Raw genomic sequence first — 23,541 nt, 5'->3', positions numbered from 1 at the left:
AAACATTACTAAGTACGCAATCAGTCGGTTCTGTTACGCAAGGCTCATCTTATGCTGAGGAATTTAAACGCTATGGTAAAGATTCGCAACAAATGGATACGATACGTTCAGATCTATAAATCTATAATTACCTGAAGAAGCTTTAATTCCAATTCTTATAATTAACTATAGAACAGGACTCTTCCTATGGCAAATATTTTTATATCAGCTAAAGAAATTGAACAATCAACATCAGTATCGCAAATCAAGTAAATACCCTACTCATTAGAGATTTCGTATGTATCAATAAAAATACACCAAGAGCCGAAGACCCCTGGTGCATTAAAAAATAAAGCTGTTCTTTATTCTTTAGAAGTCAACACCTAATGCACGGAGTGTTTTCTTGGTAATTTTACCTGCTGGAATGCCATTTTGTTTCTGGAAGCTTTCGATTGCACTCACTGTTTTAGCGCCACTGACACCATCAACCGGACCAGGATTAAACCCAGCATTTACCAGAGCCTGTTGAACTTTACGCATTATCGCAGGCGTTACTGTTACAACATCGTTCCCATCATCAATTTCTGATGCTGGTGCTGGTGCTGCCGCTGAGCCAGATCCAAGACTCTCAATACTTTTTACTTCCTCAAGGCTAGTTACTGGCTCAGCAGGCGGCGCAGCTGGTGTTGGTGTGGCAGCTGGCGCAACTGGCGCTGGTGTGGCGGCAGCAGGTGCAGCTGGTGCGGCAGCAGGTGCAGCGGCGCCATCCTTAGGAGGAAGTGGTTTTTTCTCAAAAATCGGTTTACACCCGAATAACAGCCCCACCGATAATAACAGAACGGCACAAGCTTTTAATGTTCTGATTCTACTAGATTTCATTGCTACCCTCCTAAATAAAAGATGAATTTGTAAGCAGTCGTCAATATGCACAAAGCACACTTTAACGACAAATTTAATTAACTCCATTGTCCTTACTCAATTAGCCCTCAAAACTATAGAAATACTTTTAATTTTATTTATAGTGTCATGGACTAACTTATAATGTTGCGATGTGAACTATCACATTTTTCCGACCATAACGCAATCTGAATAAGTTAATTAATGATAGGTTTAACGCCACATAAAGAAGATTTACGCTTAATTGGCGGTGGCCACAGCCATATCGCCGTTATCAAAAAATTGGGAATGCACCCGATCCCTGGTCTCAGAGCCACGCTCATCAGCAATAATACACTCACATCTTATTCAGGTATGTTGCCTGGACTAATTGCTGGGCATTATACCTTTGAAGATTGTCACATTGATTTACGGAAACTGTGTCAATGGGCTGGCGTGCAGTTTGTTTGCAGCGAAGTTCAGCGCATTGATCCAATCGCAAGGCAAATATACTGCCATCAATACCCATCCTTGCGATACGATTTATTGTCTATCAATGTTGGTTCCCAACCCGCACTCAATGAAATTAAAAACGCCACGGTACATGGCCACCCCATTAAACCGATCAAACAATTTCTGCAGAATTGGCACCAATGGCTCGAATCAGCTCAAGCATCCCGTCAACCAAAGCGAATCGTCGTAATCGGGGGCGGGGCTGCCGGTGTAGAAATACTGCTGGCTATGCACTATAAGCTCTGCAATACAACTTCTATTCATGCAGGCTTTACTTTGATTTGCGCTGATCAACATATCCTCAGTTCGCACAATAAACGCGTGCAAGCATTTTTTAAACATCACTTGCAAATGCTAGGTATTAGCATTATCTGCGGAAAGCATGTCGTTTCCGTTACCGAACACCAATTGATGTTAAATGATAATACAACGCTGAATTACGATTTTTCTGCATGGGCTATACATGCTGGTGCGCAACCTTGGTTAGCAGAAAGCGGGCTTAAGTGCGACGGCCGGGGCTTCATTCAGATTGATCAGTACCTTCGCAGTATTTCGCATCCGGATATATTTGCTGCTGGCGATAGCGCCGCTTTCATGCCTGCACCATTACCCAAGGCCGGCGTTTATGCTGTCCGCCAAGGCCCGATCCTGGCAAAAAATATCGTCGCTCAGCTCGAAAATCGACAGCTTTTGCCTTTTAAACCGCAACGGCGCTTTTTAAGTTTATTAACGACAGGAGAATGCTACGCTGTCGCTTCTCGGGGTGCATTATTTGCGCGTGGAAAGTGGGTTTGGGTTTGGAAGAATCACATTGATCGCACATTCATGGCACGCTTCAATCCGCAACCGATGGTTAACACCGGTAACTCGAGCGATGCCAACGAGTCTATGCGATGCGGCGGTTGTGGCGCAAAAGTTAGCAGCAATATATTACGGAATGTTTTGTCTCAGCTGGATATTCAACCTCATCCGGATGTCACCAGTGGGCCAGGGGATGATGCCGCGATTATTAACCTGCCAGCTAATACTAAATGGCTACAGTCTGTTGATTTCTTTAGAAGCTTTATCGATGACCCGTATTTGATGGGCCGTATCGCTGCAATTCATAGCTTAGGAGATATTTATGCAATGGGTGGAATACCCCATTCTGCATTGGTGACTGCAGTTATCCCTTATAGCAGCGAACCCATTATGCAGGAAACATTATTGCATTTAATGCGAGGTGTATTAAAAACCTTGAACGATGAAAATACTGCGCTGATTGGCGGACACAGCGGCGAAGGACCCGAAATGGCTATCGGGCTAACTGTTAACGGAATACTCCCATCAAGCAAAGCCCTGACAAAATCTGGACTAACACCCGGTGATAGTTTAATTCTTACCAAGCCTATCGGCAGCGGTATTTTACTCGCAGCTAACATGGCTGCACGCTGCCAAGGGTTATGGCTCGATCAGGCATTGGCCTATATGTTGCAAAGTAATCGAGCCGCGGCAACCATCTTACGTTCATATACAGCGCACAGCTGTACTGATGTAACCGGATTTGGTCTACTCGGACACTTGCAGGAGATGCTACTAGCCTCTCGATGCAGCGCCTCCCTATCAATGAATGCCATTCCAGTCATGGAAGGCGCGCAACAGTGTAGTCTGCAAGGCATTCAAAGCACACTCTATGCCGCGAATAAACAAGCCAGCCAATGCCAATACTATGCTGGACAACACCCAAGCTATACTCTACTTTTCGATCCACAAACTGCGGGGGGATTACTAGCCGGAATACCCGCCGAGCGTATTGATGACTGTCTTCATGCGCTTTCTGCAGCTGGCTATACCTCAGCACATATTGGTAGTGCTACGCCATATAATACCAACTCGCTTATTACATTAACAGACCGGTAATTGGCTTTACACAAAATGTGCGTCGATTAATCCAATAAAAATTCGATATTAGCTATCGGTGTCAAAATTTTTGGTTTGTCTTGCACCTCGTCGTTGAAAGATGGCAAGATTGTTTCAAAAAATGGTGTTATTGAATTCGTCGATCCGCTGGTATTAGTGAACCCCCGGTTGCGGATCACTTTCTTCAAGCTGAATGAAGATGCTCGCGGATTAAACTCAAATATGAGTGTATTAGTGAAAGCAAAGATAATGCTTGTATTAAATGATGAAAATGGATTCCTTCTGGCACTTAAATCCGTATACAAGGAGCTGACAACAATCATCAGCTCCTGCCCGTTAAAATAGGCGGTTGCATTAATGGATTCGAGAGGCTGCGGCAAACCATCTACTGACGGAATTCCTGAATATCCGATCGCAGTCGCATTATCGATGCACACATCACGATTATTATTAATAAAGCGAGGAATACCGCCAGTTAAGCTTAAACGATAGAGACCATCCCCGGCATCTTGTATGACTTCAAATTTGCTCTGTACCGGTGTACCTTTGGGCGTTGGGTCATTGGTATCTATAGCGTTTAGGCATTCAAACCCGTTGTATACAATACTTATTCCAAAAACATTACTTTGTAATAAGAAAGAAAATAATGTTAATACCAATGCCTGCATTATTTTCATTGTGGCACCTCATTTTAGGCAATTAAATCAGATTCGGCTAAATATAAAGTAAAAAACTGAATTTCTTATTAGAAATATTCTTTATTGATGAACTCTCTGTACTCGCAAACAAAAAATACAAATGTAGATACTCATTTTACGTACTATGAATTTACGGATCCGATCATATCGTGTTGTATAGCTTAGAAAAAGTATCGCCAACATATTTGATTTGTTCTGGAGTATGCGCGGCATTTACACTGCATCGCACAAGCGATTTACCTTCCGGTGCAGCGGGCGGTAGAATCAAATTCACATAAATATTATGTTCGAGCAAGCTCTGCCAAAGCTGGAGTGCCTGTTGCGGCGTATCAAGAATAGCGGCAATTACCGGACCTGGATCGGGTCCTAGCAGATAGCCAGTCTCCTTGAGCTGTGAATAAAGTTGAGTACAATTGTTCCACAATTGCATGCGTAAATCACTTCCTTTACTTAGCAGAACCAATGCCGCGCGCGTTGAGGCGATCGTTGCGGGGGACGGCGATGCTGTAAAAATATAGGGATGACTTATATAGCGTAATTGCTCAAGCTGTGGATGATTACTCACACAAAATCCACCGATACTACAAAGACTTTTGCTAAAAGTTCCGGTAATAAAATCGACTTCTTTTAACAAACCTGTTTTTTCTACGAGACCCTGACCAGTCTCACCCAATACGCCCAATGAATGTGCTTCATCAAGGAGCAAAATACAATTATAAGCATTCTTTAATTTAACAATCTCAGCTAACGGTGCTTGATCACCAAGCATGCTATAGATTCCCTCAGCAATAATTAATGTTGTCTCAACACGATCACCCAGTCGCCGCAATCGTTTTTCCATGTCAACCATATCATTATGCTTAAAGCGAATGATATCTGCACCACTGAGGATGCAGCCATCATAGATACTCGCATGGGAATCTCCATCAATCAATACAGTATCTCCAGGACCTACTAGACCTGAAATAGTACCTAAATTAGCTTGATAACCCGTAGTAAAGACAATGCCAAAGCCACATTGATAAAATTCAGCGAATTCTCTTTCCAAGGCACGGTGACCAAAATAACTGCCATTTGCCATCCGAGAACCTGTGGTACCCGTACCTTCTTTGTCAATTGCTTCATGCGCTGCACGAATACATTCCGGCGCAAAGGTTAAGCCTAAATAATTGTTAGTGCCAAGTAGCAGCACACGTCGATCTCCAATTCTAGCTTCCGTCGCCGAATAAATTTCTTCAATCGGAATACCAAAAGCACCCACGCCATTTGGCAAAAGCGATTTTCTTGCAGCTGCTGCTGCATCTAATTTTTCAAGTAAATTCATTATGAAGCAGATTTTATTTTATGTACTAAGTCAGCCAATTCTCGTACGGTGTGAATATCTGTCAGTGCATTAATAGGAATTGAAACATCAAAAGTGTCTTCAATTTCCATAATCAGGTTAAGTAGTTTAATAGAATCAATCGATAGCTGACTAATCATGTTCGTTTCAGGAGTAATCTGAGCATCAGAATTGGTTAAACCACTTAGTCGATCACAGAGTAATTGCATGATCTCATCGTAATTACTTTCAGTCATAGGTTAATTCAGAATAGTTAAATTTTGAAGCTAGATTACTTCAGATAAAACGTCTTGTAAACGGATACTCGGTTGCCACGCTGGAAGTGCGTGGATTAATGGCGCATTATCACATACCCAGTCGCTATGTTGTAACTCATTAACTTTTCCTGGAGTCAGCATGGGGGAATAGTGAAGCAACCGCGCAAGCCATAGATTTGATATTGCGATACCCTGGATAAGCAAATCCGGTATAGGAATGCAATGTACAGGACGCTTCCACACCTGCTGCGCTAGGACTGCCAAACTTTGATAGCTGTACCCGCCTGACGTCCCATCATCAAGCTCAAATACTCCATTAACCGATAGACTGGAAGCTAACCAAATCTGAATAGCTGCAACCAGATCATATACATGTATTAATCCAAATCGATTATGAATTTTTCCGACGACGGGAAGCAAACCGCGGTACATCGCTTGAAAGAGGGGTTTTAGTTCTTTGTCTCCCGGACCATAAACAGCCGTAGGTCTGAGGATAGTCCATTGTAATTGTTCTGAATATTCAATTACCTGAATCTCAGACAAATACTTACTTCGAGTATACCATGATAATCCAGGTTGCCTTGCTGCCAAGGACGATATTAACAAGAAACGAGGAGACTGTTTTTGCCTAGCAATGGCACATAAAATATTTTTTGTACCTTCGACATTCGTATGAGCGAACTCTTGAAAAGAGCTTCCTCTTACTGTTGCAGCACAATGAATAACAAACGCTACATCATTAACCAAATGATGTAGCGCAGTTAAATTATCTAAATCACCTTGAATCCATTGAATAGACTCACTATCGGATGAGCGATGTAACCGTGTGAGCGCACGAACTGTCCATCCATCTTGAACCAGCTTCTGCACCAGCACATTGCCAATGAACCCAGTAGCACCTGTTACGGCTACTATTTTTGGCATGTGCCCTTATCTGTCACCTGATTCGACAAAAGACAATTGGCCTGCCAGATTTGTTCTCTGGATATAACCTTGCCTTGCTGCGAAACGTGAGAGCTTCCCAGATGAAGTCCGCGGTAAGGTATGCGGTGGAACCAATTCCACAACACAATTAACCCCAAATGCCATATAAACAAGCTGCTGCAATCTGGTTGTCAATGACTGGCGTTCTGTCACGGAGGTGAGCCTACATTCAATGACTAGGACAATCGTTGTTGTCCCATCTTCATCATTCACCCCAAATGCAGAAGCCTCACGTGACCTAACTTCCGGTTGCTGTTCAGCTAACTCTTCTATGTCTTGGGCACGGATATTGCGACCGTTAACAATAATGACATCTGTACGTCGTCCGGTTATAAACAAATCACCTTCAAACAGGAATCCAATATCTCCAGTATCCAGCCAATTACCGGATTTAAGCGCTTTGTTAGTCTCTTCTGGAGAGTTATAGTAGCCCTTCATCACGCTATCGCCATGTACTAAAACACTTCCAACCATCATCTCCGACAATTGCTGGCCATCCTCATCGACTATCTTCACAGTATGTCCAGGCAACGGACGCCCACAATTTACAAATTCATTTTGTTTACGGCCATCCGCTTGCAATCGAACAGCCATTCGCTTATCGATCAGCGTCTTACTATCTACTTGTATACTTTTGCAACCTTTACCAATTTTTGAAAAGGTGACGGCAAGTGTTGATTCCGCAAGACCATAGCAAGGCAGAAAAGCATTCTCATCGAAACCTGCCGATGCAAATTTTTCTGCAAAATTTCTCAAAGTTTCTGGCCGGATCATTTCTGCACCAATACCAGCAGCACGCCAGCAACTAAGATCCAGTTCTTTGAGGTCAGATTCCCTTACACGTAACGTACAGAGCTTAAGACCAAAAGGCTGGCTGAATGCAACGGTACAACGGTTACGGCTTATTAACCGCAACCATTGTAAGGGTCGAATTGCAAAATCCCGTGTCGCCAAATAATCAACAGAGATTTGTGTAACCATTGGTGCCAGAACTAACCCAACCAATCCCATATCATGATAAAAGGGTAGCCAAGAAGCGGAACGATCGTCAGGTTTGATTTCCAATCCATTACATACAATACCTTGTAAATTGCACATCAAGGCTCGTTCAGTAATAACCACCCCTCTCGGTGTACGCGTACTACCTGAGGTAAATTGCAGATACGCAGTTTCATCGGGATAATTAGGTTGTAGTTCAACATTTATCGCAGGTAGCTCGCTTAATTTTTCTGGTGTTCCTACCCACTGTATACAGGTTGTTTCTTCTGCGGCCTCTTCCAGAAAATTAATATAGTCAATATTTGCCAGCGCAATACTTGCTTGACTGCTTTCAAGCATACCTCTTAATTGCTGAACATATATTGCATGGCTACCGAGATTAACCGGAATTGGCATTGCAAAAGGCACTAAACCAGCATAGCGACATGCAAAAAACAACTCGACAAACTCTGGAGAGGTATCAGCAATGATTGCTACCCGACTACCACGGGGCAAACCAAAACCAAATAAACGTTGCGCAAAGATACGAGCATTCTGCCTAAGCGCACTATATGGCAGAATCGAACGTAAGTTACCCTTCGCGTCATAAAAGTTATACCCCGTTATCCCCTCCGCTGCATATTCTAAAGCGCTGGTTAGGGTATCAAAACCCGCTAACTGCTGAGTTAGTGTATTGAGTGTCGGTGTCGGTGTTAATTGTAATTCGCTTGAAGGTTGAAAATCAAACGCTTGCGTTAGCGGAGCGTTCAACTTGGTTATTGTCGAACTCAAGATCTTCCCCTCGAAGTAATAGTACTTGTCATCTTGCTCGCATAAGCAAGAAATCCTGGTTGAGCGTGCCAACGCTGATTATTAATCTCTAATAATGCACTTTTTGCTGGCTGGAAAATTTTCATTCAAACGCTTACCGCTGACATTGCTTAATAAATATAAGTGTGTCATATTTGACCACTCCGCAGCTTATATAAGGCGCTTTTTCCTGTCAAGGCAATATTAAATCAGTGTTGCAACAAAACAACAATTGCTCTAATTAATGACTTTTAGCTTACCCTTATAAGCTCCGAATTGTAACGGATAACACCTTTTTAGGGTATTTTTGTTCTAATTTTGCTTATTATAGAATCGTTTAACTTGTGACCGATCATTCGGATTTGCAAAATCGCGGCAAATAACATTTGAGGATTCATGACACCTAATATATTGGCATATGTGTTATCTCAATGAGCAGATAAGTATAGAAAGCAATGTCAGATTACTTAGTCAGCGCCGATCAATTTCATAATTTATTTATGCACGATATTCCATTCCTGGATGTTCGTTCTGAAGATGAATTTGCCAAAGGTAGTTTACCAAATTCATTCAACCTCCCCATTCTGAATAACCATGAGCGTCATTTAGTTGGAATTTGCTATAAACAAAAAGGGCAACAAGCCGCCATTCAATTAGGTCACAAATTGGTGTGTGGTGAACTTAAGCGAAGTCGCATTCAGCATTGGCGTAATGTTGTAGCTAACAATCCCGGTACACATATTTTCTGCTGGCGTGGTGGAATGCGGTCACATCTAGCACGCCAATGGATCAATGAAACGGGCATTGCTGCGCCGTTAATTGTAGGCGGTTATAAGGCGCTCAGGCGATACCTCATGCAGACAATTGATGAGACAGCCATAAATCTTTCCATGATCCGAATAGGTGGAAAAACAGGCGTAGCGAAAACGCTTTTGATTAATGAAATTACATCTAGTATCGATTTAGAAAAGCATGCCATGCATCGCGGCTCGAGTTTTGGAGATACAGTTAATCAACAGCCCACTCAATCGAATTTTGAGCACACATTAGCTATTGATTTGTTGCGTATGACTTATGCTCAGCTCAATAAAAATACACTTTTTGTTGAAGATGAAAGTAGAAACATTGGGACCATCGCGATCCCGGAGACATTCTTTCAAACTATGCGACGCTCACCCTTAGCCCTTGTAGAAATGCCACTAGAATCTCGCATTCAACGGATTTTACAAGAATATATTACGGATATGCTGACAGCTTTTCGGATGAAATATACTGAACTTGGCTTTGAATATTTCAGCGCCTATCTTTACAACAGTCTTTTTCGGATTCAGAAACGCCTGGGGTTGGAACGCTATAAATACACGCACGATCTCATGACAAAAGCTTTGAAAACTCAGTCGAATACAGGAAATATTTATTGTCACGAAGCTTGGATAACCCATTTACTTACTGAATATTATGATCCGATGTATGCGTATCAAATAATGAAAAACAATGAATCGGTAATTTATAGAGGGAATTACCAAGAAGTGCTTGAATGGGCAAGTAATTTCAACGAACCAATGCGCTAAACACTTCAATCGTTGATCTATCAGATGGTAGACCTACCACTTTCGTTTTCTACAACCAATTTCTCTGATTGTTAAGTCTTAGCGCTTGAAGCAACCCTGTTACGAGAATGTTCTGCGGCAGCAATTTCTGCTCGTATCCTCACAGTTGCCGCGGCGGTAGCTTCTTTATCAGCTTGGGAGCGCGCAAATAGTGCTTCCTTAGCCATAACTTCAACAGCCTCCCGGGCTACTGCAGTTTCCAGTGCTTTGGATTCCAACGCTATGCGCTCCTGCATGGCGACAAGTGCAGCCGATTCAGTTCTAGCTTTTTCCAATGCGATTCTGGTAGCAGTTTTTTCTGCTTCAAGTTGCGCTTTGGCTTTATTGGTAGCGATAATTTTTGCTTGTGCTCTAGTAATTGCCAATCCTGTGATTTTTTGTTCAATCTCGAGGCGCTCAACAACCGCTTGTTTTGCATCGGCAATCGCTTTGGCACGAATCTCTGCATCTTCCAGCAAGCGTTGCTCCAAATCCGCTTGAGCATTTGTTTCTAGTACGGCAAGAGTATCTACTTGGGCTTTTGCCTCTGCTGCAGCTCTCAACCTTATTTCAGCCTCCGCCTTGCTCTTCGCTGCTTTCCTTGCGGCTTTCTCAGTTTCTGCACGCACTTCCGCTTCTTTAATAGCTTCTTCATCTGCCTTAATACGTTTCTGGTACTCTTTGCTCGCGTTAACCTCCGCTTTCTTCTTCTCACTTGCAACCGTTTTGGCTTCTTTTTCAGCGCGCAAGGCTGCCTCTGCAGCAACCAACGCTTCAGTTTCTATCCGCATTCGCTGATCGGCTTCTTCCAGCAACTCAGACTCTGCAACGAGACGTGCCTTGATTGCATCAGCGGCTGCACTTTCTTTAGCAAGAATGGATTCCGCCATTTCAGCTGCGACTCTCTCCGCATCTGTTTTATCGCGTGCTGCGATAGCCGCCTGGGTATCTAATTCAGCTCTTTTTCTCGCCTGCTCTGCTGCGACCGCTTCAGCTTCGGCCTTTTCTATCGCTGCTTGCACCGCAGCAGCTTCGGCTTTTAGTCTATCCTCTTCCATTTCTTTTGCCCGTCTCTCTGCATCCAGACGTTCAGTAGTATGGGCCAGAGTTTGCGCTTCTATTTGCGAGCGAACTTGCATTTCCTCAATGATTTGCTTTTCAGCTTCTTCTTGAGCTTTAGCCAATGCTATGGTTTTTTGCGTCTCCTGAATTTTTGCATTGGCGAGCATTGCTGCATGTGTCTCTGCCTCTATCGCGGCCAGTGCACACAAACGCGCTTCATCGGCTACCTTGGCTCGATGCATCGCAGCTTCGGCAGCTTCATTTTCTTTCAATGTGGTCGCATGCGCCTTGTCCAAAGCGGCAGCTTCTTGTTCAACGCGCTTCTGCATTTTCTCAACAATCGAAGCTTCTGCTTTGATTTTGGCTTCCAATAGCGCATTTAAGGATTTCTCAGCTTTAATCTTCTCTTCTGCAAGCTGCCTGGCTTTTATTTCAAATTCCCGCCGGGCATTGGCCTCTCTGATTGCCAAAGCCTCAGTTTTAGCTCGAGTTCTGGCTTGATCAGTAGCAAGCGCTTCAGCCTGGATTCTTGTTTCTGCCGCAATTCTGGCATTAGCCTCGGCCCGGATTCTCGCTTCAGCAGTTACTTTCGCGATGTTTTCTGCTTCAATCCGCTTATGTGCCTCCTTGATTGCCCGGTCTTCCACGCTTAACCGTTCACGATAAGCCGTATCCAAAAGTTGTTTAATTTCATCACTCGATGCAAACTGCTGGGCGGAATTCGATGCATTGTTTAATTGTGACTCGTCGGCAGGCATAACAGTTTCTTCGTCATGCTGCACCTCCGGCGATGAAGAAAATTTGCGTAGTGAACTGAGTAAACGTGACTTAAATGTCATAAGTTATTAACCAAACCAGCAATTATTTGAACTGCCCATGTTAATAAATAGTTTCTGATAAATGGACGATCACTTTAACAGCTCCAGACAGAAATCTTCTGTTGAAAAAGAAGGGCAATATTGTCTGTTTATGTATTGTGAATGAGGAAGTCTGTCTACTTATGCATCGAGGGGGAATTTGCTCTTGCTATAACCGATAAATCAGCTACGGCATATCGATTTGATTGATATTAAGAATTCCCATCATTAGATTTAAAGCATCATGCACTAGATATCCCAGAATCGGTGCATAAAAAGGCATGCTGAACGCCAGAACGAAGAGGCCAATAGAGAGTGTCAGCGGAAAGCCGACCGCGAAAATATTTAATTGCGGCGCAACACGTGTCAGAATACCCAGAGCGAGGTTAGTAATCAGCAACGCCGTGAGAACGGGAAGTGACAATTGAAGACCCGATTTAAAAATCTCTCCGCCCCAATTTGCAAGTGTAGTAAATGTTACGTTTGTAATTCCATCTAAACCAACAGGTAGTGTGCTAAAGCTCTTTGAAATCAAAGCAATCATCATCAAATGACCGTCCATTGCAAGAAATGCCAAACTGGCAATCACACCCAAAAATCTGCCTATGATATCTATCTGGCCAGAGTTCTGCGGATCAAAGAAAATTGCAAAGCCAAGACCCATTTGCAGACCAATCAGCTCACCCGCCGTTTCCACCGCAACAAATACAATGCGCATTACAAATCCAATAGCGACGCCAATCAAAACCTGTTGTAGCAAGATGATTAAACCAATACCGGAAGCCGGATCCACCTGCGGTAATGATTTCTCGACTACCGGCATTACCAAGATAGTAATCATGACTGCAAACCCCAGCTTCACTCTGACAGGAATACTTGGGTTTCCTAATATAGGCGCGGTTGCCACCATCGCGAGGATTCTGCTGAGCGGCCAAAGGAATGTCGCCAGTAATATATTTAATTCTGCAGTGGTTATACTGATCATTATGCTAAATCATCCGTTTGACGATGAACCCCAGTACTGACCAAATCACCGATCGAAATTCACGTATACAGCACCACAAACCATTCGCTTGCCGGCATTAACCGACCGCGAGCCAAGGAATGCTGGTAAAGAGCCGTTGCATATAGTCAGTCATGATCGCGATCATCCAAGGTCCGGCTAGCACCATCACCAGAAACATCACCAATAATTTAGGAATAAATGACAGAGTCATCTCATTGATTTGTGTCGCTGCTTGGAAGATACTCACTAATAAACCAGTTGCCAAAGCAGAAAGCAACAAGGGTGCAGAGAGCATAAATGTCATTTCAAGCGCTTGCCTGCCGATAGTCATTGCACTCTCAGGAGTCATAATTTGTTTCCTTTCAGGTATAGAAGCTTTGCGTCAATGAACCGATGATGAGATGCCAGCCATCGACCAATACAAAAAGCATTAATTTAAATGGAAGCGAAATAATCATCGGCGACAGCATCATCATACCCATGGCCATTAGTACGCTTGATACAACCAGGTCAATGATCAAGAATGGAATGAATACGACAAAGCCAATTTGGAAAGCAGTTTTTAGTTCGCTCGTGATATAAGCTGGAACAAGTATTTTCAGCGGTACTTTATCGCGGCTTTCGAGTTCTTCACTGTTCGAGATCTGTACAAAAAGTGCTAGGTCTGTTTCCCGTGTCTGGTGCAGCATAAACGATTTCAGCGGCACACTTGCTTTCTCAGCCGCCTCCACAATACTTATTTTATCTTCAGAAAAAGGCAAATACGCTTCCGCATAGACCCGATCGATGACCGGTGACATGATAAAAAAGGTTAGGAATAACGCCAACCCGAGCAATACCTGGTTAGGCGGAGAAGATTGCGTGCCCAATGCCAACCTCAGCAACGACAAGACAATGATGATACGTGTGAAACTTGACATCATTAATACCAGCGCAGGTAAAAATGTCAGTGAAGTCAATAATAAAAGTGTCTGTAAGCTCAGCGTATACGTTGCGCTTCCATCGGCATTAGGGGAACTGGTAAAGGCCGGAAAACCAGATTTTTGCGCAAATGCAGGCACCGCGATAAAACCTACAAAAATAAACGCCATCTGAAACAGATTACGTTTTGTAATTCTGCTCAGGCAGCAACAAAAATTTACCCTGAGCCGATGACAAATCAATATGCATTGAAAACATGAATGAATGAATGATACAAAGCTGTTATACATTTTCTTTTTTTATGCTCTGATTAAGCTGCGTAGCGAATGTTTCAACAGGCGGATTATCCGGTGTCGTACTGGCTGTGTCTGTTAAAGGCTTATTCATGGTATGTAGCTTATTGACACGACCGGGCGCCACGCCAAGCACCAGCCACGTGTTATCAATCTCGACAACAATCACCCGTTCTCTCTGACCAACTCCAGTCGCAGCGACGACCTTAACGACACCCGCAGCAGCAGTTGATATCAGCGAGAAACGTTTGAGTAACCAAGTAATACTTCCTATGATCGCCAGCACTAGTAATAATCCACCCATCATCTGCAACGTATTTTCAGTTGATATCACGGAAGGAGGTGGCACATAGTTTGACTTCCCTGTTTCAGCCCAAACAGTAAACGGAAATATCAGTATCAAAAGTATCAGATATCGGCTTGGCATATCAGCTCTAACGATTAAGTTTACGAATACGTTCACTGGGTGTAATGATGTCGGTCAACCTGATACCAAACTTATCATTTACGACCACCACTTCCCCTTGCGCAATCAGGCAGCCATTGACCAGAACATCCATGGGTTCCCCGGCCATGCCATCAAGCTCGACGACGGAACCCTGGGCGAGCTGCAGCAAGTTCTTGATAGCAATCTTGGTGCGACCCATCTCAACCGTCATCTGCACGGGGATGTCGAGAATCATGTCGATATCATGGCGGGTATTATTCGCTGCGCCATTTTTTCCGAGTTCCTGGAAAACCGATGTTGTTGCAGCCTGCGAACCAATTATCGTATTGTTATTTTTCTCTGCCGCATGTGATGTAGCGCTATCTGATTGACTTGAGACGGATGCTTCTTGCTCTGCCATCGCAGCAGCCCAGTCATCAACTTCCGTTTCTTTTTCTGCAGAGTCATTTTGAGAAACCGCCGCCTGTTCCGCCATAGCTGCGGCCCAGTCATCCGTCTCAGTTTGATCGTTTTCTGTAGGCTCTGACATTTTAAATCTCCAATAAATTATTCAGATTCCGATGGGGAAATCATTGCATTCACTCTGAGTGCATACTGTCCATTCATAATGCCATAGTTACAATCCATAACGGGTATACCGTCAACATTTACGGTAATGGTTTTAGGAATTTCCAGAGGAATGATATCTCCCGCTTGCATACTCAGAATCTGTTCAAATGTCACTTTCGTATGCCCTATATTAGCAACCAGTTCCACTTCAGCAATTTGCACTTGTTGTGACATTAATTTGATCCAACGTTTGTCAACTTCCAGGTGATCCCCTTGCAATGCGCTATATAAAGTATCTCGAATGGGCTCAATCATTGAATAGGGAATGCAGACATGTAACTCGCCGCCTTGGTTACCCATATCAATATCAAAAGTAACCGTAACGACCACTTCATTGGGTGTAGCAATCGTGGCAAATTGAGGATTCATTTCAGATCTGACATACTCAAATTTAACCGGGTATACTGACTTCCAGGATTTTTCATATTCTTCAAATACCACATCAAGCAAACGCCGAATAATACGTTGCTCAGTCTGGGTAAAATCCCTTCCCTCAACTCTCGTATGGTATCTGCCGTCGCCGCCAAACAAATTATCCACAATCAGGAAAATCAGATTGGGATCAAAAACGAGCAATGCTGTCCCTCGCAGGGGTCTCATTTGAACCAAGTTGAGATTGGTCGGCACCACCAGATTACGGACGAACTCACTAAACTTAATAACTTTGACAGGGCCAACTGCAATATCCACCGTACGGCGCATGAAATTAAATAAACCGATACGCAGTAAACGTGCAAATCGTTCATTGATGATCTCATACGTGGGCATCCGTCCACGGACAATGCGCTCCTGCGTAGCAATGTTATAGGGTCGAACGCCCCCTTTCTCTTCTTCCTTCTGCACTTCATCACTTTCGCCAGTGGCGCCTTTGAGAAGTGCATCAACTTCATCTTGCGAGAGAAAATCTTCAGCCATCTGTCGTTTACTGGATCACAAATGATGTGAATAATACTTCCAGTACATCCTCTTGCAGTTCTGATGCATCCAATGATTGCTTGATTTCATCCACAATCTGTTGACTTAACTGTTGTTTCCCCACAATGCCTGTGATATCTGCCGATTTCTTACTGGAAAGTAACATGAGGATACGATTGCGAATAGCCGGCATTTGCTTTTTAATCTCCGCTACGACAGGGGTTTCTTTGGTTTTCACGGTTAACCCAACCTGCAAATATTGACTATTTTCTTCCGGTTGAAGATTGACTGTAAAAATATCAAGATCCACAAATGTGGTTGGTTTTTCCTTAGGTTTTACAGGCTCGGAATCTTCGTCACCTGACATTTTCATAAAATACCAAGTGCCACCGCCACCTGCACCGATAGCGATGACTGCTATCAAGATGATAATGATCAGCCCTTTCTTGCCTTTTTTGCCTTCTGTAGCTGCCGGCGCTTCAATAGATTTTGACATTTTGATCAACTCCTTATTTGATGGAATCAATTATCTTCGACGAGGCAATAATCTGATATCACAAATAACAATGAAATAATGTCACTATTTCAAGATACGGAGATTAATCAAGAATCCGGCAGGTATGTTTGCTGATTTCGGATTGAAAGAATATTCGTATGATCTAGCCGGTCTGTTTAATTTCAGCTCAAATCAAAAATAAAGAAAAAACAAAACCCTAATGGTTTATACGGCTCTCTAGAGAAGCTATTATCTGCCACACGACCAGATCGGGTAGCGTGACAGATTATGCATAGGCGATTGGTTCACAAAAAATCGAACAGGCCTGATTTTATGAATCATTAGGCATAGGTATTGACCATGCCGAGATGCCGGCTTGGCACGACAGTTGTTTCAATTTGACCCACAGTCTCTGGTCTTGCATCTGCCATATTGTTGGTATCTTTTGCGGAATGATAGGCTTGCTGTTGTCTATTGTCTTGCTGAAATGAATCAGAACCGACCATTACATTACCCAATGTGATACCGTTCTCAGCCATCATCTCTCTTAATCTGGGCAATGCTTGTTCAATCGCTTCACGTACCGCCAAATGAGGAGACGAAAACTGCGCTGTCGCCTGATCCTGCGTAATACTCAGCGTTACTTCAACAGGACCAAGATGCGCCGGGTTCAAACGAATTTCAGCCACTTGGTGTTGCTGAGAAGACAACCAGACAACTTTTTGCGCAAATTCCCCACCCCACTTTGGCTGACCTAATGGAAGATCAACATGGGTGTCGTGTAGTGTCGTATTCAGGGGAACACCGGAAGCGGAGTTGCTTAGGCTGAATGGCTGTGAGGAAATTGATTCGCCATGTGTTGAAAATATCGATTCCCCTGTATTAACCTGGATGGCTTCATTCATCTCCGAAGAAAATGGAAGAAATTTGCCGTAGGCGGCAGAATCTGCCGCATCCAATGCTTGCCATACATTATTGGATAAAAAAGTAGAACTGCTTGCAACCAAATTGGGCTGTGCAAGTTTCTGTTGCAACAATTGATTGCTAGTTGGAATCGTTGAACCCGCAGTCTGTTCACCGTCTAGGGGGACCAATGCATTCTGGGTCGATGTGAGCAACGCCTGCGCTACGGTCGGTGTTGTAGTCATCGTATCTGGATTTAATACGGAATCCATTGCGCTTAATGATTGATCGGTTTTGTATGTACTGCCCGCATTGCTAAGCAGATTTTGAATGAAACTGTTTGCGCCATTCGTTGCCGTTGCTACAGTCAAAGCTGTAGCTGTAGCTGTAGCTGCATCCGTGTCTTTAACTGTATCTTCTGAAGATGCTGCTGCACTATCAGAATGTTCTTTTTTGTTAGAAGTATTGTTCGTCTCCTGTTTGTCCGTTGCTTCAGATACTTCACGCTCCAGGACTTTACCAAACTCTTCTGCAACAGATTCTTTTGTGCCGGTTGAACCGGAATTGATCATTGCTACAGGATTTTCAGCTGAAGATTTGATTTGAGGTGCAACTGATATGTTTAACATAAGCTTTGGGTCTCATACAATTAATAATGCCACCAGCTAATAAGCAATTTCTATACCAATCTGACTATCACTGGAAATGTTGCTAACCACCTTTGCGCAGAAATGCATCCCGATGGAGAGAATTCGATGCAAACTCATCTTGCACTTTCTGCTCTAGCTTTAATTGTTTCTGATTCTCTTCACTATGTTGACGTTGCGATAGCGTTTCGTAGGATTTTAATTTGCGCTGGCAAGACAAAAATTCATTTCCTCCTTCCAGCCTTTTGTTTTGCGCATATAAAACTGTTTGTTGTTGCTCAGTGATAGCGGCGTCAAGTTTATTGATAAAAGCAATAAAATTTAGCCATTCAATGTGATCAATTCCTTTCTCTGTAGAATTCTGAAAGTGTGATTGATAACTATGACGATACTGCAAAAGTAAATTTAATTTTTTTTCTGCTTCTTGCTGTTGCAAATTCAACTTTCCAAGTTTCTTCGCTGAAGAATCAGCCCGTTGTTGCGCCAGGTCCAAAAGCAATTTTAGCGATGATGTGGTTGGCATAATAATTTTCGTCTTCGATTACCGTATTTCTTCGCTTTCAAACAATTTTGTTAGTTTTTCAAGGCTACCGGCAAAATCCTCATGTTGCGACATATTCTGCTGTAAAAATTTTTCAAATGCAGGGTACAACCTGATAGCTCGATCCAGCTCCGGATCTGTCCCGGCAACATAGGCACCGACACTGATCAAATCATGGCTACGTTGATACCGCGAACATAGACTTTTAAATTGCCGCGCCAGATCCACCTGTTTCTGTGGAACCACACTGGTCATGACGCGGCTAATTGATGCTTCGATATCGATTGCAGGGTAATGTCCTGATTCGGCTAATCTTCGTGATAAAACGATATGGCCATCAAGGATGGCGCGCGCGCTATCAGCGATAGGATCATTCTGATCATCGCCTTCTGTCAATACAGTATAAAAGGCCGTAATTGAACCACTATTATGATTACCATTACCGGCACGCTCCACCAGTTGCGGTAATTTAGCAAATACTGACGGAGGATAGCCTTTGGTAGCAGGCGGTTCGCCGATAGCCAGCGCTATTTCCCTTTGCGCCATAGCATAGCGGGTTAATGAGTCCATTATGAGCAAAACATGCTTGCCGGTATCTCGAAAATATTCAGCAATGGCTGTCGCATAGGCTGCGCCTTGCAAACGTAACAGCGGTGAAGTGTCAGCAGGTGCCGCAACAACAACTGAGCGTGCCAGCCCTTCCTTACCAAGAATATTTTCTATAAATTCCTTAACTTCACGTCCCCGCTCCCCAATTAAACCGACAACAATCACATCAGCGGTGGTATAGCGTGCCATCATGCCAAGCAAAACGCTTTTACCCACACCGCTCCCCGCAAACAATCCCATGCGTTGACCGCGCCCAACAGTTAGTAGCATGTTAATCGCACGCACCCCAACGTCGAGCGGTTCACTGACAGGAATTCGTTCTAACGGGTTGTAAGGACGGCTGTATAACGGTACGCTCTGCTCTGCATGAGTGGGGCCAAGACGGTCGAGCGGTTCCCCGACACCATTTAAAACACGGCCAAGCAGCTCAGGCCCGACAGAAACATGCTTAGCACGATCTGCTGCACGTCTTCGCGGATGTTGAAAATTACCAATTCTGGGAGATTCGCCAGCAAGTTCTGTAGGAACGACTTTCGCACCCGGCGACAATCCATAAACATCACTGGATGGCATTAGAAATAAGCGCTCTCCAGAAAATCCGACAACTTCAGCCGAGACGTGATGACCATTCGACAGAAAAATGGTACAGCTGCTGCCAACAGCCAATCTGAGCCCTATTGCTTCTATAACCAGCCCAGCTACCCGTGTAATTGTTCCGCTTAATAAGAAAGGATTTGCCGGAGTAATCAGCTGAGTGCAATTTTTTAAGAAGCCGTCCCATTGCTCAGAATAAGCCATAATCAGTCTTTCTTCTCAAGCCATCCATCATTCTGACCAATGGCTGATAATACTCGCTGCCAGCGCACTTCCAAGCTTCCGTTAATTTCACTACCACTGGCCTCAATACGGCATCCTCCTCTGGAGATCTGCTCATCTTCACGAACACACAAGTGATCCTGCTCCAACTGATCATTCAGATGCACAAGTACCAATTTTGCATCCTCTGGATGTAAAAAAAGACGAGGATGTTGCATCGCATTGGGTAAATTACGGATAGCTTCTTGCACGATAGGTATGATCAGCTCAGGTTTGAGTTTTAATGCCTGTGCGACCACTTTTTGGGCAAGTGCAATTGCCAGTTCTAATAGGCTGTCAGCCACCTGCTGATCCATTTCATGCAGATCTTTGTCAAGTTTGGATAGCAGTTCTTGAACGCGCGCCACTTCGGCTTTAACTTCAATTTCAGCAATTTGTCTGCCTGCTGCGTTACCTTCTTGCAGTCCTACTGCATACCCATCTTCTTTGGCGCGCTGAAAAATTGCAGCAACTTCCTCTTCAGTCGGCAAAGAAACCTGGGGCTGTTCATCGGCCTGTATACTGGCCTCAGCCTCAGCCTCAGCCTCCGCTTCCTGCGTTTCTTTAGCTAAATCTGGTGTCTCAAAAGAATTCATCTCCCATCGCTGATAAGTATTGGGTTTTTCTTTTGAGAAAGAATTACTTGCGATCATTTACCAACCTTCATTTCAGTAATAAATAGGCACGCTATTTACAATTGATTAAGTGCAACTGATAAAAAATCTATCAATTAAATGAAACCGTCATCACCTTTTCCACCCAATACAATCTGCCCATCGTCAGCCAGCTGACGCACAACCTTAAGAATTTCTTTTTGTTCCGCTTCCACCTCGGACAATCTTACCGGACCTTTACTTTCAAGATCTTCCCGCAGAGCCTCAGCAGCACGTTGTGACATATTCTTGAAAATTTTCTTACGCAATTCTTCTTGCGCACCTTTCAAGGCAATAATCAGAGATTCCGACTGTACTTCCCTGAGGAGCAGTTGGATACCATGATCATCAATATCAATCAGATTATCAAATACAAACATTTCATCCATGATTTTTTGTGCCAAATCTTCATCATACTGTTTGATATTATCAATCACACTAGTTTCTTGAGCGGTTGGAACAAAATTAAGAATCTCGGCAGCTGCGCGCACCCCGCCCATGGCAGATTTACGAATAGTATTACTGCCCGCTAACAATTTGGTTAGAACATCGTTTAATTCGCGCAAGGCATCAGGTTGGATACTATCCAGTGTAGCAATACGTAATAACGTATCGTTACGTAACCGTTCGGTAAACAAACTTAAAACTTCACTAGCTTGATCACGCTCCAGATGAACCAGAATAGTGGCGATAATCTGCGGATGCTCATTCTTGATCATTTCAGCCACTGACGGCGCATCCATCCACTTCAATCCTTCGATACCGCTGGTATCACCGCCGTGCAAAATACGATCAATAAGATTAGCGGCTTTTTCATCGCCCAAAGCACTGGTCAAAACTTTCCGGATATAATCAGCCGAATCCTGACCCAAAGTGGTTTTTCCTTCAGCCTGATTACAAAATTCTGACACGATGTTTTCAATCTCATTACGCGTTATATTCTGCAGCGTAGACATCGTTTCGCCCAATCTTTGCACTTCCTTTGGCCCCAACAGTTTGATCACTGATGCCGCTTCTTGCTCACCCAAAGTCATCAGCAAAATTGCGCTTTTCTTGATTCCTTCATCATCCATTTTTAGATATCCACTCTTTCACCACGTTGGCGACGATAGCAGGCTCATCCACAGCCAATTGCTTAGCTTTCTTAAGATTCTCATCAAATATTGATTTCTGAATGGCTTGCAGCGCCGCTCCATCCCCGTGCTCTGACAATTGACCCAGCGCAGCCTCACCAGATAACTTTTCCGGCTCTACCGGAGGTGGGGGTGGGGGTTGGGTTAAGCTTTTTAGAAATGGGCGTAGAATTTTTAATAAGAAAAATAAAACAACGGCTGCAATTAATAGCTGCTTCCCAATTTCCTTTGCCAGCATGATGACATCGGGATCCTTCCAAAGCGGGATATCCAATACTGTTGCAGTATCCGCAGTAAATAAACCATTAGTTACGGTCAGCGAATCGCCTCGTTTCTCGCTATAGCCCATGGCTTCTCGGACAAGACTGTTGATTTCCTTAATCTCTTCAGCAGTTAACGGTTCATACGTCACTTCTCCGTTCTCATCTACTTTTTTACGATAATTCACCACAACAGCGGCAGATAATCGTTTGATATTGCCCGTTGATTGCTGAGTGTGCTGTACGGTTTTATCGACTTCATAATTAATCGTAGATTCTTTTTTCTGATCTGTCGGTACAGACGGTGTTTTATCATCGGCTTCTTTGTTTTCTCCTCCCGCTTCAATAGGCGCTGCAGCAGGTTCAGGCGGACGATTTGTCAGTGCTCCTGGGATTCCCCCATCAATTTTAGAGCCGGTGGAGGTCGCTTCGAGCGTTTTTTGACTACGAATAGCGGCAGCTTCTGATTCGGTATTATTGGGTCGATAAATTTCCTCGGCACGTTCAATACGAGAAAAATCCATATCAGCAGTTACCTGGGCACGCACATTAGCTGCACCAGTAATAGGCGTCAGAATAGCTTCGATACGACGAATATAATTTTCTTCAAGTTCCTGTATATACTCTAACTGTTTGGCATCAAACCTTGAATCCTGCTTACCATCATTCTGGATACTGAGCAGATTACCATTCTGATCCACGACAGTTACATTCTTCACCGGCAAATTGGGCACGCTGCTCGACATCAAGTGCACGATCGCGCTGACCTGCTCAACACTCAAAACTCTGCCCGGATGTAAATTGAGCAGTACCGAAACACTCGGTTGCTGCTTTTCTCTTGAAAAAACTGATGGCTTTGCAATTGCCAAATGCACTCGCGCACTTTGCACCGCTGATAATGACTGAACCGAACGGGCCAATTCACCTTCTAGCGCGCGCTGATAATTAACTTGCTCGAGGAATTGACTGGAACCAAATTTTTGATTCTCCATTAATTCAAATCCTGGCAAGCCGCCTTTAGGCAGACCCTGTCCCGCCAGCCGCAAGCGTATTTCATGCACTTGTTTCTCAGGAATCAGGATGGCACCGCCACCGCTTTCAGAGAACTTATACGGCACATTCATTTGTTGCAGTACAGTTATAATGGCCGCGCCATCCTGGTCTGATACATTATTGTAAAGGACACGATACTCCGGTGTCTGACTCCACATCATGGCACCTATCAGCAAAGCAATGACAGCGGCTGCAGCGAGAATTAACCCCAGTTTCTTTTGGTTAGACAATTGATTGAATTGCGCCAACCGGATCGTTGTCGGTGGTGCTGCTGCATTGGATTCACTGGGTACTGTTGCCACGCACTATTCTCCTGCCTAGATTCTGGACCACTTATTAAAAAAACAAATAGTAA

General features: G+C 43.8%; 22 protein-coding genes. 2 read left to right on the top strand and 20 right to left on the bottom strand.

Features of this window, described 5'->3' with window-relative positions:
* Positions 1-348: 348 nt before the first annotated feature.
* Positions 349-858, bottom strand: coding sequence for a peptidoglycan-binding domain-containing protein (locus QZ942_RS08755; protein WP_292994723.1), 510 nt, complete (start codon positions 856-858; stop codon positions 349-351).
* A 222-nt stretch (positions 859-1,080) separates the two neighbouring features.
* Here QZ942_RS08755 and selD point away from each other — a divergent pair, with 222 nt between their 5' ends.
* Positions 1,081-3,267 carry a selenide, water dikinase SelD gene (gene selD, locus QZ942_RS08750; protein WP_292994721.1) on the top strand — a complete coding sequence of 729 codons (2,187 nt, stop codon included), beginning with the start codon at positions 1,081-1,083 and terminating at the stop codon, positions 3,265-3,267.
* 26 nt (positions 3,268-3,293) lie between these two features.
* Here the strand turns inward: selD and QZ942_RS08745 are convergent, their stop codons facing one another.
* The 5 genes from QZ942_RS08745 to QZ942_RS08725 form a co-directional block, all read right to left on the bottom strand.
* On the bottom strand, positions 3,294-3,944 hold the full coding sequence (locus QZ942_RS08745) for a hypothetical protein (protein ID WP_292994719.1): 651 nt from the start codon (positions 3,942-3,944) through the stop codon (positions 3,294-3,296).
* Between the two features lie 163 nt (positions 3,945-4,107).
* On the bottom strand, positions 4,108-5,289 hold the full coding sequence (locus tag QZ942_RS08740; RefSeq protein WP_292994717.1) for an aminotransferase class I/II-fold pyridoxal phosphate-dependent enzyme: 1,182 nt from the start codon (positions 5,287-5,289) through the stop codon (positions 4,108-4,110).
* A complete protein-coding gene (locus QZ942_RS08735; RefSeq protein ID WP_292994715.1) occupies positions 5,289-5,543 on the bottom strand; it encodes an acyl carrier protein in 255 nt (84 codons plus the stop codon). The genes QZ942_RS08740 and QZ942_RS08735 overlap by 1 nt, the downstream gene beginning before the upstream one ends.
* 30 nt (positions 5,544-5,573) lie before the next feature.
* The gene (locus QZ942_RS08730) at positions 5,574-6,488 is read right to left on the bottom strand and encodes an NAD(P)-dependent oxidoreductase (RefSeq protein WP_292994713.1); all 915 of its coding nucleotides are present in this window, start codon (positions 6,486-6,488) and stop codon (positions 5,574-5,576) included.
* Between the two features lie 6 nt (positions 6,489-6,494).
* Positions 6,495-8,318: a fatty acyl-AMP ligase gene (locus QZ942_RS08725; protein WP_292994711.1), complete on the bottom strand. Its 1,824-nt coding sequence runs from the start codon at positions 8,316-8,318 to the stop codon at positions 6,495-6,497.
* Between the two features lie 473 nt (positions 8,319-8,791).
* Here QZ942_RS08725 and mnmH point away from each other — a divergent pair, with 473 nt between their 5' ends.
* On the top strand, positions 8,792-9,907 hold the full coding sequence (gene mnmH / locus QZ942_RS08720; RefSeq protein WP_292994709.1) for a tRNA 2-selenouridine(34) synthase MnmH: 1,116 nt from the start codon (positions 8,792-8,794) through the stop codon (positions 9,905-9,907).
* 71 nt (positions 9,908-9,978) lie between these two features.
* On the opposite strand, the gene QZ942_RS08715 is transcribed toward mnmH, so the two are convergent.
* The 14 genes from QZ942_RS08715 to fliF form a co-directional block, all read right to left on the bottom strand.
* Entirely contained in the window at positions 9,979-11,826 is a 1,848-nt protein-coding gene (locus QZ942_RS08715; protein ID WP_292994707.1) for a hypothetical protein, read from the bottom strand.
* Between the two features lie 205 nt (positions 11,827-12,031).
* The gene (gene fliR / locus QZ942_RS08710) at positions 12,032-12,829 is read right to left on the bottom strand and encodes a flagellar biosynthetic protein FliR (RefSeq protein ID WP_292994705.1); all 798 of its coding nucleotides are present in this window, start codon (positions 12,827-12,829) and stop codon (positions 12,032-12,034) included.
* A 97-nt stretch (positions 12,830-12,926) separates the two neighbouring features.
* On the bottom strand, positions 12,927-13,199 hold the full coding sequence (gene fliQ / locus QZ942_RS08705; protein WP_292929144.1) for a flagellar biosynthesis protein FliQ: 273 nt from the start codon (positions 13,197-13,199) through the stop codon (positions 12,927-12,929).
* A 13-nt stretch (positions 13,200-13,212) separates the two neighbouring features.
* Positions 13,213-13,941: a flagellar type III secretion system pore protein FliP gene (fliP, locus tag QZ942_RS08700; RefSeq protein WP_292994703.1), complete on the bottom strand. Its 729-nt coding sequence runs from the start codon at positions 13,939-13,941 to the stop codon at positions 13,213-13,215.
* Positions 13,942-14,053: 112 nt separating this feature from the next.
* The gene (gene fliO, locus QZ942_RS08695; RefSeq protein ID WP_292994701.1) at positions 14,054-14,491 is read right to left on the bottom strand and encodes a flagellar biosynthetic protein FliO; all 438 of its coding nucleotides are present in this window, start codon (positions 14,489-14,491) and stop codon (positions 14,054-14,056) included.
* Positions 14,492-14,498: 7 nt separating this feature from the next.
* Positions 14,499-15,041 (bottom strand): flagellar motor switch protein FliN, encoded by a 543-nt coding sequence (gene fliN, locus QZ942_RS08690; RefSeq protein ID WP_292994699.1) that lies wholly within the window; start codon positions 15,039-15,041, stop codon positions 14,499-14,501.
* Positions 15,042-15,058: 17 nt separating this feature from the next.
* Positions 15,059-16,036 carry a flagellar motor switch protein FliM gene (gene fliM, locus QZ942_RS08685; protein ID WP_292994697.1) on the bottom strand — a complete coding sequence of 326 codons (978 nt, stop codon included), beginning with the start codon at positions 16,034-16,036 and terminating at the stop codon, positions 15,059-15,061.
* Positions 16,037-16,043: 7 nt separating this feature from the next.
* Positions 16,044-16,532 carry a flagellar basal body-associated protein FliL gene (gene fliL, locus QZ942_RS08680; RefSeq protein WP_292994695.1) on the bottom strand — a complete coding sequence of 163 codons (489 nt, stop codon included), beginning with the start codon at positions 16,530-16,532 and terminating at the stop codon, positions 16,044-16,046.
* 341 nt (positions 16,533-16,873) lie between these two features.
* Positions 16,874-18,064 carry a flagellar hook-length control protein FliK gene (locus QZ942_RS08675; protein ID WP_292994693.1) on the bottom strand — a complete coding sequence of 397 codons (1,191 nt, stop codon included), beginning with the start codon at positions 18,062-18,064 and terminating at the stop codon, positions 16,874-16,876.
* 82 nt (positions 18,065-18,146) lie between these two features.
* Positions 18,147-18,605: a flagellar export protein FliJ gene (gene fliJ, locus QZ942_RS08670; protein WP_292994691.1), complete on the bottom strand. Its 459-nt coding sequence runs from the start codon at positions 18,603-18,605 to the stop codon at positions 18,147-18,149.
* An 18-nt stretch (positions 18,606-18,623) separates the two neighbouring features.
* Positions 18,624-20,030 carry a flagellar protein export ATPase FliI gene (gene fliI / locus QZ942_RS08665; RefSeq protein ID WP_292994689.1) on the bottom strand — a complete coding sequence of 469 codons (1,407 nt, stop codon included), beginning with the start codon at positions 20,028-20,030 and terminating at the stop codon, positions 18,624-18,626.
* 2 nt (positions 20,031-20,032) lie between these two features.
* On the bottom strand, positions 20,033-20,740 hold the full coding sequence (locus QZ942_RS08660) for a flagellar assembly protein FliH (protein WP_292994687.1): 708 nt from the start codon (positions 20,738-20,740) through the stop codon (positions 20,033-20,035).
* 77 nt (positions 20,741-20,817) lie between these two features.
* Positions 20,818-21,813, bottom strand: a complete 996-nt coding sequence (fliG, locus tag QZ942_RS08655; protein ID WP_292994685.1) for a flagellar motor switch protein FliG — start codon at positions 21,811-21,813, stop codon at positions 20,818-20,820.
* Positions 21,806-23,488 (bottom strand): flagellar basal-body MS-ring/collar protein FliF, encoded by a 1,683-nt coding sequence (gene fliF / locus QZ942_RS08650; protein WP_292994683.1) that lies wholly within the window; start codon positions 23,486-23,488, stop codon positions 21,806-21,808. Before fliF ends, fliG begins: the two co-directional genes overlap by 8 nt.
* Between the last annotated feature and the right edge of the window lie 53 nt (positions 23,489-23,541).

Source organism: Nitrosomonas sp., assembly GCF_021731985.1.
Taxonomy (GTDB): Bacteria; Pseudomonadota; Gammaproteobacteria; order Burkholderiales; family Nitrosomonadaceae; genus Nitrosomonas.
Note: the sequence above shows the minus strand (reverse complement) of the source record. Positions and strands in the feature narration are given on the sequence as shown.

Coding starts and splice junctions, on each gene's coding strand:
- selD (WP_292994721.1), top strand. CDS start 1,081: ATGATAGGTTTAACGCCACATAAAGAAGATTTACGCTTAATTGGCGGT.
- QZ942_RS08740 (WP_292994717.1), bottom strand. CDS start 5,289: ATGAATTTACTTGAAAAATTAGATGCAGCAGCAGCTGCAAGAAAATCG.
- fliM (WP_292994697.1), bottom strand. CDS start 16,036: ATGGCTGAAGATTTTCTCTCGCAAGATGAAGTTGATGCACTTCTCAAA.
- QZ942_RS08675 (WP_292994693.1), bottom strand. CDS start 18,064: ATGTTAAACATATCAGTTGCACCTCAAATCAAATCTTCAGCTGAAAAT.
- QZ942_RS08755 (WP_292994723.1), bottom strand. CDS start 858: ATGAAATCTAGTAGAATCAGAACATTAAAAGCTTGTGCCGTTCTGTTA.
- QZ942_RS08735 (WP_292994715.1), bottom strand. CDS start 5,543: ATGACTGAAAGTAATTACGATGAGATCATGCAATTACTCTGTGATCGA.
- fliQ (WP_292929144.1), bottom strand. CDS start 13,199: ATGACTCCTGAGAGTGCAATGACTATCGGCAGGCAAGCGCTTGAAATG.
- fliJ (WP_292994691.1), bottom strand. CDS start 18,605: ATGCCAACCACATCATCGCTAAAATTGCTTTTGGACCTGGCGCAACAA.
- QZ942_RS08715 (WP_292994707.1), bottom strand. CDS start 11,826: ATGACATTTAAGTCACGTTTACTCAGTTCACTACGCAAATTTTCTTCA.
- fliL (WP_292994695.1), bottom strand. CDS start 16,532: ATGTCAAAATCTATTGAAGCGCCGGCAGCTACAGAAGGCAAAAAAGGC.
- fliP (WP_292994703.1), bottom strand. CDS start 13,941: ATGGCGTTTATTTTTGTAGGTTTTATCGCGGTGCCTGCATTTGCGCAA.
- QZ942_RS08660 (WP_292994687.1), bottom strand. CDS start 20,740: ATGATCGCAAGTAATTCTTTCTCAAAAGAAAAACCCAATACTTATCAG.
- QZ942_RS08745 (WP_292994719.1), bottom strand. CDS start 3,944: ATGAAAATAATGCAGGCATTGGTATTAACATTATTTTCTTTCTTATTA.
- fliI (WP_292994689.1), bottom strand. CDS start 20,030: ATGGCTTATTCTGAGCAATGGGACGGCTTCTTAAAAAATTGCACTCAG.
- fliR (WP_292994705.1), bottom strand. CDS start 12,829: ATGATCAGTATAACCACTGCAGAATTAAATATATTACTGGCGACATTC.
- fliN (WP_292994699.1), bottom strand. CDS start 15,041: ATGTCAGAGCCTACAGAAAACGATCAAACTGAGACGGATGACTGGGCC.
- fliG (WP_292994685.1), bottom strand. CDS start 21,813: ATGGATGATGAAGGAATCAAGAAAAGCGCAATTTTGCTGATGACTTTG.
- mnmH (WP_292994709.1), top strand. CDS start 8,792: ATGTCAGATTACTTAGTCAGCGCCGATCAATTTCATAATTTATTTATG.
- QZ942_RS08730 (WP_292994713.1), bottom strand. CDS start 6,488: ATGCCAAAAATAGTAGCCGTAACAGGTGCTACTGGGTTCATTGGCAAT.
- fliO (WP_292994701.1), bottom strand. CDS start 14,491: ATGCCAAGCCGATATCTGATACTTTTGATACTGATATTTCCGTTTACT.